10 protein-coding genes are annotated in these 15583 nt (G+C 58.8%); 4 read left to right on the top strand and 6 right to left on the bottom strand.

The genetic code is table 11. The annotated features are described in order from the left end of the window. Positions 1 to 54: 54 nt before the first annotated feature. The 4 genes from QA644_RS10555 (at position 55) to QA644_RS10540 (ending at position 5517) form a co-directional block, all read left to right on the top strand. Positions 55 to 2595 (top strand): mechanosensitive ion channel family protein, encoded by a 2541-nt coding sequence (locus tag QA644_RS10555; protein WP_283072276.1) that lies wholly within the window; start codon positions 55 to 57, stop codon positions 2593 to 2595. A gap of 121 nt (positions 2596 to 2716) precedes the next feature. Next, a complete protein-coding gene (locus QA644_RS10550) occupies positions 2717 to 2980 on the top strand; it encodes a hypothetical protein (RefSeq protein WP_074068843.1) in 264 nt (87 codons plus the stop codon). A 171-nt stretch (positions 2981 to 3151) separates the two neighbouring features. Then, positions 3152 to 3982, top strand: coding sequence for a response regulator (locus tag QA644_RS10545; protein WP_183922805.1), 831 nt, complete (start codon positions 3152 to 3154; stop codon positions 3980 to 3982). A gap of 203 nt (positions 3983 to 4185) precedes the next feature. Next, entirely contained in the window at positions 4186 to 5517 is a 1332-nt protein-coding gene (locus QA644_RS10540; protein WP_283072275.1) for a diguanylate cyclase, read from the top strand. Between the two features lie 16 nt (positions 5518 to 5533). Here QA644_RS10540 and QA644_RS10535 read toward each other — a convergent pair whose 3' ends face one another. From QA644_RS10535 to QA644_RS10510, 6 genes are all read right to left on the bottom strand, one after another. Then, complete coding sequence (locus QA644_RS10535) at positions 5534 to 6553, bottom strand: GlxA family transcriptional regulator (RefSeq protein ID WP_039845252.1); 1020 nt, start codon at positions 6551 to 6553, stop codon at positions 5534 to 5536. 295 nt (positions 6554 to 6848) lie between these two features. Then, complete coding sequence (locus tag QA644_RS10530; protein ID WP_028739595.1) at positions 6849 to 7046, bottom strand: hypothetical protein; 198 nt, start codon at positions 7044 to 7046, stop codon at positions 6849 to 6851. A 1079-nt stretch (positions 7047 to 8125) separates the two neighbouring features. Next, positions 8126 to 9325 carry a succinylglutamate desuccinylase/aspartoacylase family protein gene (locus QA644_RS10525; RefSeq protein ID WP_283072274.1) on the bottom strand — a complete coding sequence of 400 codons (1200 nt, stop codon included), beginning with the start codon at positions 9323 to 9325 and terminating at the stop codon, positions 8126 to 8128. Positions 9326 to 9987: 662 nt separating this feature from the next. Then, the gene (locus tag QA644_RS10520) at positions 9988 to 11667 is read right to left on the bottom strand and encodes an alpha/beta-hydrolase family protein (RefSeq protein WP_283072273.1); all 1680 of its coding nucleotides are present in this window, start codon (positions 11665 to 11667) and stop codon (positions 9988 to 9990) included. 907 nt (positions 11668 to 12574) lie between these two features. Next, on the bottom strand, positions 12575 to 13618 hold the full coding sequence (locus QA644_RS10515; protein ID WP_283072272.1) for an AI-2E family transporter: 1044 nt from the start codon (positions 13616 to 13618) through the stop codon (positions 12575 to 12577). A gap of 77 nt (positions 13619 to 13695) precedes the next feature. Then, the gene (locus tag QA644_RS10510) at positions 13696 to 15531 is read right to left on the bottom strand and encodes an SLC13 family permease (RefSeq protein WP_239598380.1); all 1836 of its coding nucleotides are present in this window, start codon (positions 15529 to 15531) and stop codon (positions 13696 to 13698) included. Positions 15532 to 15583 lie beyond the last annotated feature (52 nt).

Here is a 15583-nt window from a genome sequence, read left to right as displayed (position 1 = left end):
TCTTTGCTATAAGAAGCAGGCCTCACTGATGAACAGAATCCTTGCGGGGACATTTTGCGGCTGACAATCATTCTGCTCCGGACGCTTCTTTGCTTGATGCTTGCAGCATCGGCTGCCGGTCTGCCTGGCAGCTTTGCGGCTGCGCAGGAGCCGCCGCAACCGCAGGCGCAGACGGAGGCGCCGGTTCCCCTTGCGGATACGGGGCTCGACCAAGCAGTCAAGGAGATTGAAAAGGCCAAGGCAAAGCTCGCGTCCTTGCAGGACGGCGTGAAGCAGAACGCCGACAATGACGACGCCCTCGTCAGCCTGTCCGCGCAGGTGGATGAACTGGGACGCCACATTCTCACGACCTCCGTCAATCTCCGCCCGCGTTTCGATCAGATCAAGAGCCGTCTCACCGAGCTCGGCGATCCGCCGAAGGAGGGACAGCCGCCGGAAGCGCAGATCGTTACCGAGGAGCGAAATGCGCTGACGGCAGAGCGCGCGCAGATCAATGCCGTGACCGGCGATGCCGAAAACCTCTCGCTTGCGATCAACCAGCTGATGAACGAAGTGGTTGAAACCCGCCGGCGGCTTTTTGCTGCAACTTTGCTGAGGCGCACCGAGGTTTCGGTGTCGGTGCTCGACGATGCGGCCAAGGCCTTTGTCGAGGAGGTTGGCGAGTTCCGGCAGGCACTTTCGAGCTGGCTGAGTTTCGTGTGGAAGTTCAAGCGATTCGCGATGTTCGCCGCGATCTTCATGTCGCTCGCGACAGGCCTGGTCATGCTTTCAGGCGGCTACCGGATGTTCGGCCGCTACCTGACGCGGGACGACGGCGTCGAGAATCCTTCCTATATCAGCCGGCTCTCGATTGCCTTCTGGTCGACGCTGATCCGCACCTTCGCGCTTGCCGCAGTGCTGGTGACCTCATATATCTTCCTCAATGGTTTCAACGTGTTGAGGCCGGATATTGCGCCTGTTGTCGCCGCTCTTTTCGGAGCGATCGGGCTGATCTATTTCGTCGGCCGCTTCAGCAATGCCGTCTTCGCTCCCCGGGAGCCGCAGTGGCGCCTCGTGCGCCTTTCCAATCGCGGCGCGCAATCGATCGGCGCCTGCCTGCTGGCGATGGCGATCGTCAATGCGCTCGACTACCTGTTCGGCAGCGTCAGCGAAGCGATGGGCTCACCGCTGGTTTTGACCGTCGTCAGAAGCCTGATTGCGGCGCTGATTATCGGTCTCATCCTGATCGCGGCCTCCTTCGGGCGTCCGATGCTGGCGCACGACGGCGATCCCGACGCGCCAGGGCGCCACTGGCCGCGCGGCATGGCGATCATCCTTCGCCTGCTCGGCCTAGGTCTCATCGTGACCGCGCTGACCGGCTATGTCGGCCTTGCCCGCTTCGTCGCCACGCAGTTCATCATCACCGGCGCGATCATCGTGACCACCTATATCGGCCTGCTCTCGGGCAAGGCGATTTCCAAGCAGGAGAGCTTCGGCGAAACCTTCATCGGCCGCTTCCTGAAGAGCCGCTTCAATATGGGGCCGGTGGCGATCGATCAGGTCGGCCTTGGCGTGGGACTTGCGATCTATGCCGTTGCGCTCATGACCGGCATTCCCCTGATCCTGTTGCTCTGGGGCTTCCATATCCAGGATCTTCAGCTGATCGCCTACCGTCTTTTCACGGAGGTCCGCCTCGGCGGGATCAGCATTTCGCTGCTCGGCATCTTTACCGGTATTCTGCTTTTCGCCGGCGGTTATTTCTTGACCCGCTGGGTTCAGCGATGGCTCGACAGCAACGTCATGGCGCGAAGCCATGTCGATCTCGGCGTGCGCAATTCCGTCAAGACCGGCATCGGTTATCTCGGCGTCGCCGTTGCAGCGATCATCGGCGTTTCGGCGGCAGGTATCGACCTTTCGAACCTGGCACTTGTTGCTTCGGCTCTTTCGGTCGGTATCGGTTTCGGCCTGCAGAACATTGTCTCGAATTTCGTTTCGGGCCTGATCCTGCTTGTGGAACGGCCATTCAAGGTCGGTGACCATGTCGTCTCGGGCACGGCAGAAGGCATCGTGACGCGCATTTCCGTGCGTGCGACGGAGATCGAGACTTTCCGCAAGCAGTCGATCATCGTGCCGAACTCCGAACTCATCAATGCTGCGGTCGGCAACTGGACACACCGCAACAAGGTTGGCCGTTCGGAAATTCCCATTTCCGTCAGCTACGACGCCGATCCGCAGAAGGTCATGGATATCCTCCTGGAGCTGGTCAACGAGGCGCCATTCGTGCTGCGCAATCCGGAGCCGCATGTCGAGTTCCTGCGTTTCGGCGCCTATTCGCTGGACTTCGAGCTGCGCTTCATGCTGGCCGACATGGGCGAGGGCATGAACGTCAGGAACAACCTGCGTATCGCCATCCTCAAGCGCTTCAAGGAAGAAGGGATCGAAATCCCGCTGCCGCAGAGCGATGTCATTTTTCACCGCGACCACGTGCCTGCTCCGGCGCTGGAACCTTCCTCGACAAGAGCAGACGAACAGCCTGTCGGCGATACCGGCGTGACGGACAGCGGAGCGGTGCGACAGCTGCGCAGCAAAGCGGCCGATGGCAATCGCAAAGGCTAAGGATTTTATTCAGGGATCGTTCAGAGGCTCTCGCTTATAAAGCCTGGGCAATCGGGATTTCGCTGCTGGGGCAGCAGCGCCGAGACGCTCCAGGGGAGGGCGCATCGCTGCGCCGCGCTGAATGGCAAGGTTTGCCACGGTCATGCTTCTTTCGCTTCTCATCGCCGCGGGCGCTGAAGCGGCGACAATCACCAACACTGATCCGGCACCGGTCGTCGTCATCGTCACCGAAGGCGGAAACCGCGTCGAGGTCTTCGTCGATGCCGGCGCATCGGAGACGCTCTGCGCCACAGGCTGCTTCATGACGACGCCGGACGGCGACCGCATCGGCCTCGGCGGCGGCGAGACTATCGAGATCGTCAAAGGCTCGGCGATCATCAAGTAGACGTTCGGCACAGCCCTTCGCGCATAGTCTCTTAAGCATAAGTCGAGAAATAGCAGCCGGTCTTACGGACTGCCTTCTTCTTATGGCATCGCGCTACGTCGATTAACAAATACTCAAACGAATTGATGTATCGGTTCGGCCGGGGACAGAATTTCCATCAAAAGGTTTGCTATGTCATTTTTAGGCATTTCGGGAATGCAGTATTCCGGAGAGATGTTTGCTGGTGCGCGTATTATTCTCGCTGAAGATTCAAATGTCTTTACGTCGATGATCAGCAAACGGCTGAAAGAGCTTTTCGATATCGACGTCGAGATCTGCCGCAATTTCGAGGAATTGCAGCTTGCTTACGACAAGTCTTCCGAGCCGATCATGCTCGCGATCTCCAACATCAACCTCCCCGGTGCTGAGAAGGGCGAGGCGCTGGAATATCTGGTCGATCTCAGCATTCCGACCATCGTCTTTACCGGCACCTTCAACGAGGGCCTGCGCGACGAACTGATGGCGAAGGATATCGTCGACTACATCCTCAAGGACAACATCTTCGCAGTCGATCTGCTCGCCGAAGCGATCTGCCGTTTCCTGACCAACAAGCGCCATCACGTGCTGATCGTGGACGACAGCGCCACGGCGCGCGCGCTGCTCTCCAGCCGCCTGAGGCGCTATAACTTCCGCGTCAGCGTTGCCGAGAGCGGCGCCAAGGCGCTCGAGATCCTGAAGGCCAATCGCGACATTGGCCTCATGGTCACCGACTACAACATGCCCGATATCGACGGCTTCGAGCTTACGCGGCGCATCCGCGCCAATATCGGCTCGCATCAGCTGCGCATCATCGGCGTCTCGTCCTCATCTAACCGGCTGCTTTCGGCGCGCTTTCTCAAGGCGGGCGGCAACGATTTCATGCTGCGCCCGTTCATCGACGAGGAGTTCTATTGCCGCGTCAACCAAAACCTCGACACGCTGCTGCAGATCCAGACGATGAAGAAGGAGAGGGCCGTTGCCTGATTCGAGGATCGAACGCGGTATCAGGAAGCCGCCCGGATGAATGAGGAGCCCCCTGCCGCTGTTAAGATATCTCGAATTGTTGCAATTAGAGGTTACTTTATAGCCGTTCTGCCCCTTCAACCCTTGCGGCCTCTCGGCTATCGTCCCTGCCGCCGCAATGAAGGCCGATTCGGGTTTTCATTGCACTTGGGAGAGTAGGGGGCATGGCATTTCAGGCGGATTTCAGTCGGGACGGCCCAGGCCCACGCTTCGGAACCCAGAAGTTACTTCTGGTTGAAGATTCCCGGATGTTTTCCGCCGTGCTCTGCCATCGGCTTCAGGCCGAACTCGGCCTCAACGTCAAACCCTGTTCTTCGCTGAAGGCGCTGCAGGAGGCTCTGGCGCAGGACGGTCAGGGCTTCACGATGGCCGTCGTCGATCTGAACCTGCCGGATTCGCCCTATGGCGAGGCGCTTGATTGCACGATCGAGCACAATGTTCCCACGATCGTTTTTACCGCGACCTTCGATACCGCGACCCGCAACCGGATACTGGAACGCAACGTCATCGATTACGTCCTCAAGGACAATGAATTCGCGCTCGACAATCTGGTCGCGACCGTGCGCCGCGCGATGCTGAACCGCAAGACGCGCGTCCTCGTTGTCGATGACGTTCCGTCTGCGCGCCAGGTGCTCGTCGACCTCTTGAAGGCGCAGCAGTACATGGTCGTCGAGGCAACCTCGGGGCTCGAAGCTCTGGCTGCGCTTGAGGCCTATAGCGACATTGAACTCGTGGTGACCGACCATCACATGCCGGACATGACGGGCTATCAGCTGACACGGCGCATCCGTCATCGCTTCGGGTCCGACAGGATGCGGGTCATCGGCATCTCCTCGTCCAACGACCGGATGCTGTCGGCAAGCTTCCTGAAGGCCGGCGCCAGCGACTTCGTTTACAGGCCGTTCGTGGCCGAGGAGCTTCAGTGCCGCATTGCCAACAATGTCGAAACGCTGACGCAGATGAAGCAACTGCGATCCGCCGCCGCATGCGATTATCTGACCGGCCTCTATAACCGCCGCTATTTCTACGATTACGGGCCGAAGGTCGTGAACGAGTGCCTGAGGCAGAAATCGCCGAGTTCAGTCGCTATCCTCGACATCGATCATTTCAAACGGCTGAACGACACCTATGGCCACGAGATCGGCGACGAGGTGCTGAAGGCGGTTGCAAGCCGGCTTGCTGCAATCTTCGAAGGCAGCGACAATCTTCTCTCGCGCCTCGGCGGCGAGGAGTTTGCGATCCTTTTCCCGATGGTGGATTCGGCTGCGGCAACGAAGCTCTGCGACGAAATCCGCTCGGATATCTCACGGCTGAAGGTGGCTGCCGACGACGAGGAACTGTCGGTCACGATCTCGATCGGCGTTGCGGAAATCTCGGGTTACGAAACCTTCGAGAATTACCTCAACGCCGCCGACCAGTTTCTCTACATGGCCAAACACAAGGGCCGTAACCAGGTCTATTCCGACGCCAGGATGACGGAGGAAGCGGCGCAGTAGTGCGCCGCCATCTTTGTTATGCTGCGATCGCTTGGCGAGCCGTTGCCATCGTCAGCTTGCGCTCGGCGCGCTCCTGCTGCGGTGAACGGTTGTAAAGTTCGCGATAACACTTCGAGAAATGCGATGCGGAAACGAAGCCGCAAGCGACTGCGACCTCGACGACCGGCATTGAAGACTGCACCAGCAGGTGGCGGGCGCGATCGAGCCGGATCTCCAGATAGTAGCGGGCGGGAGACCGGCCCATTTCCTGCCGGAAAAGCCGTTCGATCTGGCGGCGGGACAGGCCGGCGCCATCAGCGATCTCAAGCAGCGACAGAGGTTCGGCGAGATTGCCTTCCATCAGTTCGATGATCGACAGAACCTTGGAATTCTGGACGCCGAGGCGGGCGCGCAGCGGCAGGCGCTGGCGGTCGTGCGGACTGCGGACACGATCGGTCAGATGCTGCTCGCAGACACGGTTGACGAGCGCTTCGCCAAAATCCTGGCCGATGAGGTTCAGCATCATGTCGAGCGACGCGGTGCCGCCGGCGCAGGTGTAGAGATTGCTGTCCACTTCGTAGAGGTCGGCATAGACCTCGGCCTGCGGAAAGGCTTCGGAGAAGCCCGGCAGGTTTTCCCAGTGGATCGCGCAGCGCTTGCCGTTCAAGAGCCCGGCCTGAGCAAGCACATGCGCGCCCGTACAGAGACTGCCGACGGCCACGCCGCGATTGTAGGATTCGCGAAGCCAGGCATTGACGGACTTGTTGTTGAAATCCTCGACATCGATGCCCGAACAGACGAGCACCATGTTCGGGCGGTTTTCACCGCCGAGGTGTCGGCGCTCTTCGGCAAGCGACGAATTTGCCTCCACGCCGATGCCGCAGGAGGAATAGACCTTGTTGCCGTCGACCGAGGTCAGCCGCCAGGTATAAGCCTGATAGCCGAGCATGCGGTTGGCGATGCGCAGCGTGTCGATCGCCGCCGAAAAGGGCAGCATGGTGAACTGGGGAACCATAAAGAAGACGAGAGAACGCTTCTTGGTCAGCATCTTGTTCATGAGAAAAATCCATGCTCGAGGGGCGATTGCCTATTCGTTGCGTGGAATGCGTCGTTCCGATGTCTCGAAAGCGACATTCGCATGGAAAAATGCGGCCGTGAAGAGCTATTTTGCGACATTGGCGAATTTGATCGTCGTCAAATGACGAAAACAGTCGGCAAAAGTTGCGGCATCGGCTTGTTTGAAGATATATGCCTCTAGAATTCAAGATTAAATCTGCGGGGCGCTGAGACGATGAAGGCGGCGCTGCCGGTGGGCTGGCGCCGCCTTCAAGCGGGGAGGTATGTCGCATTCATTACATAACCTTGCGTTCATCCGCGTCGTCCGCAGACGGCCAACCAATATCCTTGCGAATGTCGAAAGGCATGGATTCGATTTCCCGCGCGTTCTGCCACTGGTGCCAGGAATGTGCGAGCCTGCGGGCAAGGCTTGCTACATCAAAGTGCGCGTCGGAGGATGAGCTCTTGCCATCCCGGTAACCGATCGTAGTCATCATCGTTTCCTTTCTCACGAGGTTTGCGCTTGATGCTTAATATGCTCCCTGGCCATCCATCAAACAAACGAATAGATTTTATGGATACGATCAGATTTGTTGAACCTATCGGGGCGGTTCCCGTTTGCCGCCGCAACCGCATATTGAGGAACCCGGCTTAAAGCGAAATAAACTCCGGCCTATAGCGAAACAGATTCGGGAAAAGGGAAACCGATTTACCCATAGCGAAACCATTTATTAAAATAAAACGTCGAAGATAAAATCAAAGAAATCAATGATTTAATCGAGCGAATGGTGCTGGACTCAACCTCTTTAATTTGCCCGAATTTGCCCGGCAACGACGAGATAAAGGTCGGTGGCGTAACGGGCAGTTGGAGTGGAAGCTCGCCCGCGCCGGGGCGCTTGTTTCCGGACTGCCGGAACTGGAAAGACCCCATTTGCGTCCGCGCTCGCGGCCGCCCTTGGAACGAGAGTGTTGTGCGAAGCAGGAGCGATGCTGACCCTCGGGACCTTGCTCGACGGTCGCCACCCCGATGCAGGGTAGAGCGCTTAAGGTGGACGGCAGTGGCAACTCAGCGGTTGCCGTTCATCCGTGTTGCACGATGACGTGGTTGTTCAACTACACCGAAGGAAAGAGTCGGGCGCCAGCCCGCCAAATTTTTCAGTCGGAGCAACCTGCCGACGCTGCGATCTGCCGGTTAAGAAACTTGATCTTCAGTCAGTGGATCGTCGGGTAAATACCGCTTCACCAGTGCCCTCATGAGTTTGGGTCGTGAGGTAACCCTGGGTTGGTCAGGGTATAACGGATCGAGCCTGACAACGCGGCTAGCCTTCTGTGGACTGCGCTCTAGCGTTCGTGGCCAGCGAATTGTCGACCAGGCCCCACCCTTGTCCGCTGACAGGTCGAACGAACACGATCCGCCTTCTGGCTTAAGTGCAATGGTGTGTATCTCTCCTGAGGTGCTTAGTTCGGCAGTGGACATCATCTGCCGCCATTTTCCGGGAGCGGTGCCCGTTCTTCGCTTGAGCACGCGGCTCAGCACGACGTGTTGGCTTGCCGCGGTCGAGGCCGTGTAAGATCACTCAGGGTAAGCCTCGACGCCCTCCGGCGGCGGCTTTTGGAAAAGGATGAATACAAGGGGGTTGGCAGGCTCGGACATCGCGTCGCTGCGCTGGCCCGTCACCTCTCCGGTAACGCCGCTTGTATATTCCGCAACAACCTCACCGAAGCTGTTGCGCTGGATCGCCACCTTCTGCCCGGCTTCGACCTTGTCGTTGAGCTTGACCAGGTGCTCGACGATCCCGCCTTCTGTTGCTAGTATCGGGAACGCACTGTTGCCAAGAAAAACACTCACGTCCTTGCCTGTGCGCCCCACGGGCCCAGCAATGATACCGTGATGCTTAAGGACGTTCATCGTACCTTCCACGAACAGCGAGATCATCTCGAGGTCCAAGACCCGTGCAGCGCCTATCTCCGGGCAAAAGGACGGGATGCCTGCGTCGACAAAAGCGTTGTGAAGGACACCGGGATACACATGACTGTCGAAGATCTGGCCGACTGGGTAGAGTTCCACCATCGCCTTGACCTCGGGAATGTCCATGCCGCCGATGTTGAATGCAGTGACATCGAAACCGCTCGTCCCGGTGTGGAAGTCGATCGCGGCGTCGGCGTTCGGCCGCAGCAGTCGGTTGAACAGGAGCCCGGCGTGTCGGCTCGGCGCGGTGGCGCCGTTCTCGTTCCCTGGCCATTCCCGGTTCATGTCGATCAGATCGTTGCCCCTGCCAAAATTGGGCCATCTACGCTGCATGCCCTCGATGGCCGGGCGGGAGATGTCCGTGACCGTCATCACCGTGCCCGACATCTGCACCGGGTCGAGCTGGTTCATCACGGTCTGGACCGTATGTATGGAACTCATCTCGTCGCCATGCACGCCACTGGTCATGACGATGCGCTTGCCCGGCTTCGCCCCCTTGGCGACCGTCACTGACACATACCAGTACTGTCCGGTGGGCATCTGCACGCCCTGAAAATACAAGAGGTGCTTCTGCCCAGATTCCAGGTCGTTGACGTCGAGCGCGCTGACGACCTTTTTTCCCTGGATCACTTCGCCGGTATAGACCGTTCCCTGAGACCCATCGGATGCGGCTTCGGCAGAGGGAGCCGCTGCATCCTGGGCTTTCACAGAGCCAGCTGCGAGAGTGGCCGCGGCGCCGACCGTGGCGATGGATGCTATTAGCAGATCGCGACGGTCGAGGCCTCTTTTGGAGTTGCCGGACATGATGAAGTCCCTTGTGAAATGTGGGTGGGGTGGCGGATAGATTTCCTGGCATTTCATGATTTAGTTCGATCGACATCTGAGCAGGGGCCCCCACGTTCGCGAGATGAATGCACCTAGTGCATAAATTCGCGGTTCCGCTACGATGCCTTCGACAGCATCGTCACCTCACCACTTTCCGCTCACGCTCGATCAACAGTCCCGAGTCCGGAGGCCACCGTTGGCAAGAACCGAGGGCAGCCGGGATGCAATTTGGGCGGTTGCTTCAGGAACCAATGCCTGGACTTCGTTGCAATCGCCGGTGGATCGTGGTTACAGTTTGAGAACCCTCACGATGCCTGCATATGAGAGCGCAAGCAGCGCAGCGCCGCAGTTGTTGTTCTGTTGCTTTCCACTACCATCGAGATAATCAGTACTGGAATAGTCAAACCTAATCAGTTCCGTTTCAGTCGTTGAAGATAGCGCCTTCTGGCCGCCTTGCCATTGGCTCAGAATTCCAAAACTGTGCGTCTCGTCCTACATCAGACGATATTCTTGAAAGCGCTGCTCTGTTCTCGCGGCCTATCGTCCAATGTAGTCAGCCACACCGGTATAACCCCGGGCGCGCGGTTAAGATCGTTGCCTCAGTCCATGTCCGTGATTCCCCTAATTCGACTTCCTTTCTGTCAGTCGGTTCCGCTTCCGGTTCGGCGATTGGCGAAGAAAGTCTTCAGCCGCAAGATGTCGTCGGCGGTTACGTTCGGCGGATCGGTCACCGCTACCCATCCGTCGATGTAGTGCTCCGGGGCGAACACGTGCCCGTAACCCATTGGCGACGTTGTCGCGATTGCCATGTCGACAGCGAGCTGCAACATCGTGACGACTGGATACCACGCGATTTCCGTCGAGACGTCGGGGCCTCGTGGTGGACGAAGCCAGTCCGGCTCCCGGTATAACGTGGCAGTGTCGAAGAAGGTGATCGGATCGCTGGCATATTGGAGGTAGACGATCCGCATCGGCCCCCAGACAGCGCCGGGGATATCCAATGCGTTCTTCTGGTTCGTGAATCGAAAAACTGAGCCGCTGCGGAACCGCGGGAGCCATTCGGGTGTCCGTGGATCGCGGCCGTTCGTCACCGACCGCCAGGTTCTGCTCGTGAACGGAGGCCCGCTCCACAGAGCGCCTTGGAACGGATCGGCAATAATATCGTACAGATCGGCCGATAGCTCGGAGTTCATGGCACCGAGGCTTAGTCCGTGGAGATAGAGCTTGGGGCGGTCGTCGCGTGGAAGCGTGATCCAGTAGTTGTACACTGCGCGGAACAAGGCCACGGCTGTCTCGCTACCGTAGGTGGGCTCCACGAGGAGTGAAAGCCAGCTTGCAAGATAGGAATACTGAACCGCGACGCTCGCCACGTCGCCTCGATGTAGGTACTCCACCGTATCAAGAGCGGCTGGATCGACCATCCCAGTCCCGGTCGGAACGACAATGATTAATATCGATCTCTCGAATGCGCCAGTCCGCATGAGCTCCCGCAGGGCGAGCTCCGCCCGTTCTTCCGCGGTTCCGGCAGAATTCATTCCGACATAGACTCGGATCGGCTCAACGGTTTCGCCGTAGAACAAGTCCCGGATCATAGCCTCGGTAGGCCCGGATGATACAAATCGGCGTCCCTGCCGCCCCAGATTGTCCCATGACACCTCGGACGGCGGGCTTCCAGTCTTCCCTGGCTGTGTGGGGCGGGGGATGTCGTCCTCCACCAGAGCATCGAGTTCCTGAAAGGACGAATCCATCACCCTCAACGCCACCCTCAAGAGAATACCTTCGGCGGCGAACCAGAACAAGGTTGTCGCGACGATCGCACCGATCGCATAGGAAATCCGCACGGGAACGAAGCGCTCGAATGTCGTCGAGACGCGTACGAAGCAGAACCTGAAGAGACGTCCCAAAAGGACAAGCATTAGAAAAACAAGAGCCGTCACCAGTGCAGTCCGTAGTCGACTGCCAATCTCGACGGCTTCCAATCCCATCAACAGCCGGACGGAGTTCTGCCAATCAGGCATTTTCAAAAGAGCCGCGAGCGCGACTACCGCGCATGCGAGCGTGGCCGCCGTAGCTATCACCCGCGCAATCAGCCCCTTTGCCGGTGGAAGCTGGAGAAAAGTCCATGTCGCGGTTACCGAAAGCCCGATGCCATACCCGAGCGCTGTCGCGAGTCCCGATAATATTCCTTGAATGAGGTCGGTTCTCGGAATCATGCTGGGTGTCAGCGACCCGGCGAAAAACAACAGCGCCATCATCACTCCCGCGCGGGAGTGCAGCTTGAGCCTTTCGATAAATTGGGGCAATCGAGACACCTTCTGCATAGCTGCTCCCGCCTCAATTGCACATCCACGACGAGCATAGGCTGTCGCGCATGGCCGTGGGGAAGCTGCTACCTCCTTATTGGCCGCATATCCACCACCCGCCCATCACGCGAGTTCAATGCGACCTTGAACCGTCTTATGCCGAGCCGGGCCCGGTAGATGTAGAAGCGTCCCGGCAATCTACCCGCCTGATATCGGATCCGCGGAGGCGAAGTAGCCTCTCGCCTTGGGAATAGGTGATCGACCTGCCATTGTTGAGACTTGTCCCTATGCGGATGTTGACATCCACAGATTGCGCGAGCGCGGGCTGGGAGACGAACGTCATCAGGATCAGTGCCAGGCACAGCTTGGCGGCAACAAAGTTGCCCATCGCGACCTCCATCGATTGTGCCGATGGATGCATCATTCTCTGAGACTGTGGGTTGTCAAGGAAGACGGCGACCTGCTCCATGAATTGGGACGGAGCGTCAAGGTCATGGATTCTCGGCTCATGACTACCACTACGAGAAGATTATGATCCGCGAAAAAGCTACCACAAAGGCCCGTGGTCAATAGGAGGAGCAGCTCCGACGGATCTGTTCGATGGGTGCATGGATGGCAGGCTTCGGAAGACGGTGGTATCGGCTATCAATATCGGTCGTTTTTACTGTGTCGCCAGATGCGCTCGCTCCAAGCCTGGCAGACGACTTCGAGGAACCAGCCGTTCCGGTCGGATGCTTCGCTTGCACGGCTTGGTCGCCGTACAAACCTGCAGAGGCGCTAAAAATGGCGACCGGCGACAACGGCGAACTGATGGCCTTGTCAGGATTCATCAACCAGACATCGCCCATGCAAGACGGCGTCGGCTGGTTCTCGTTCTCGTCCCTAGCAGACATCAGTTTGACAGGAGTGCGCGGCGGATCGAGCGTCAGCTGCGTTCAAGTTCTCCGTTTGCCACCCCCTCTGTGCCCCAAAGTTCCGCTATCCATCTGGTCGACGCGAACTGGGTGCAGAACGCGAGGACCGCGATCGTGATGGGCACGCCGATGAACGCGCCGAATATTCCCCAGAGAAACGTCCAAAGGAAGACGGAAAAGAGGACGAGCGACGGAGAGATGCCGAGCGTATTTCCCGCCACTCTTGGCTCGATGTAGCTCCCTATCACAAACTGTGCAGCACTCAAGCATGCAAAGACGACCAGAGCGGACTGCGGGGACTGGAACTGAGCAAGGGCATAGCATGTCGGAAGCAGCGTCGCGATCCAGGGACCGATGAACGGGATATAGTTCAATGCGAACGCGACTATTCCCCATTCGGCGGCCAATCGCAGACCGAATGCAGCGGCAAGTGCCCAGACTGCCAGCCCGGTTGCCGCGCTCATGATCGTCCTGATAAGAAGGTAACGTCGGATCCTCGATGACGCGAGTGCGAAGCCTTTGATCATGTGAGCAGCGTTTCGGCTGTCTGCCAGCCGACGGATCCTGTTTCCCAAGTCGGGCACCTCCAAAAGTCCGAGGATGACATAAACGAGAACCACGAGCCAGAACGCGACCATCGTGTTCAGCCGAGCCGAAATTCCTTGCAGGACGCGCAACAGGACCCGGGAGTTGAAGTTATCGGCCCAGACTCCGCCCAGAGGTATTCCATGCCCCTCCAGCCATTCGGCGAGGCGAGTGTAAAGCAATTGAAACTGACCGACATCCGCCATCAGCGAGCGCCCGATCCTGCCGAAGCTCAACGTCAGGAGGGACATGAACACTAGAAAGATCCCTAACAGCAGCGCCGCGACGATGGCCAACGCCAAAACTCTGGGCAGATGTACTTGCAGGCGGCTTTGAAGCGGCCACAGTATGGCGATGATGAACAGCGCGCCTGCGACAGGTGCCAGCACCGCGTCCGCGAAATAAAGGGCCGTTGTCGTGCCGATCACTGTAAGGATGGTCGGCACAGCCGCCGGAGCGCGCTCAATCATCGTGCACCTCGAGGGACAATCGGCGGCATGTGGGCAACTCCGGGATAAACCGAGGTTATGGCGGTAGGAGTTCCACCCTAGAAGCGCCATATGAGAGGAACGATGAATACCGAGACGACGAAGAACCATATAATCAGAGGCAGGCCGAGCTTCCAGTAATCGCTGAACGCATACCCTCCCGGTCCCATGACCATCAGGTTCGTCGGTGTGGCGATCGGGGTCAGGAACGCCGCCGCTGCGGCGACGGACGTACTCATGAGAACCGGATGAGGGGAAACGCCCATGGTCGTCGCTGCGGCTACGCCGATGGGAATGATGATCAGGGCTGTCGCCGTGTTGCTGATCAGTTGCCCCAGCACGGCGGTCATCAGAAAGAGACCAGCCAGAAGAGCGATAGGTCCCGCATCGCCAACTAGATCGACAAGCTGCTCGGCCATAAGCTTTGCCGCTCCCGTCTCCACCATCGCTGTGGAAAGCGGCATCATGGCGCCGACAAGAATCACGGTCGTCCATCCTATCGCGCGATACGACTGCTCGACCGTCATGATCCCGGCGAGGATCGTCGCGCCGGCAGCCAGGAGACCCGCAACAACCGGAGGCACTATTCCCGTCGCGAGCAGAAACACCATGGCGATAAGGATGGCGATCGCCTGCCATGCTCCCGGACCCATTGGAACTGCTTGACGCCGGACAAGTTCCGGCGAGCTGACGACCAGGACATCCGGGTCGTCGAGGTGCATATCCAATGCCTTCCAGGTACCTTGAAGTAGCATCGTGTCGCCAGCCTGCAAGGTGGTCGTGCCTGAGCGTTTGCCGCCTGCCTCGCTGTCGATCTCGTTGCCGCCCCTTTGTACCGCGAGAACGATGAGGTCTCCGCTTTCTGTGACCATACCAGGGAAAACTGACCTGCCGATTAGGCCCGAGCGGGGCGGAATGACTACCTCCGCAAGGCCGGACCGGCGATTGAAGAGCATGTCCTCGCCGCTTGAGGATTCAGTCTTCTCACGGAAGGCTAGATGCATGTCGGCGGCGAGAGCCGCCACCGCCTCGTTGTCGCCCCGCACCAGGAGGTAGTCTCCTTCGGCGATAGTAGCTCTGCGGAGAGGCGCGCCCGTCTCGGCGTCCTGTACGGCAACCAGTTGAAGATTGGCCGCCCCCGAGAGAACGATGGACGAAGCTGCTGCGCCAACATAAGGCGAGCTTGCCCGCACCCGCATCTGGTGAATACCGCTTTCAAGGCCATATTGTTCGACCAGCGTCTTGGCGTGCCGGCTAAAGTCGGCCGGCATCGCCGCGCCGTTCCGTTCCGGCAGGAGAGGACGGCCAAAGAGTATGATTATTGCCATGGTTCCGGCAAGCAGTGGAACACCGACGAGCCCGAACTCGAAGAAGCCGAATTCGCCTACACCAGCATCGCGGCCAGCGTCCGAGACCAGCACGTTCACCGGGGATCCGGTAAGCGCGAGCTTCGATCCGGCATGCGCGGCGAACACCAGCGGCATGAGAAGTTGCGATGAATACCGCCGGAGCCTTACTGCAATAACCACCACCACTGGCAGCAGGGCGGCGACGGCCCCGTTGACGCTGATGAGCGCTGTAAGGAGCGCGACCAGGCCCATGGTCAGTAGCAGAAGGCGAAATCTGCTTTCCTTGCCCGCTCCGCGGATGAGAAGCTGTCCTGCCCAGGCCGTCACGCCGGTCACCTCGAGGCCTGCACTGATCACAAACAGTGATGCGATGAAGATGACAGCAGGATCTCCGAACCCTGCGAGTGCCTGCTCGACCGTCAACACCCCACTTGCCCAGAGTGCCATTGCGGTCATGATGGCGACCAGAACCACTGGCAGCTTGTTCCAAACGAACAAAACGACGGCCCCGGCGACGATTGCGGCGATATAGGCTATCGGGCTCAATTGGTCAGCTTCCTTCTAACAACTGCGTCTGGCGGAAAACTTTGCAGGTCCC

Source organism: Rhizobium sp. CC1099, from assembly GCF_029714385.1.
Taxonomy (GTDB): Bacteria; Pseudomonadota; Alphaproteobacteria; order Rhizobiales; family Rhizobiaceae; genus Rhizobium.
This window is presented reverse-complemented; position numbering and strand designations above follow the sequence as displayed.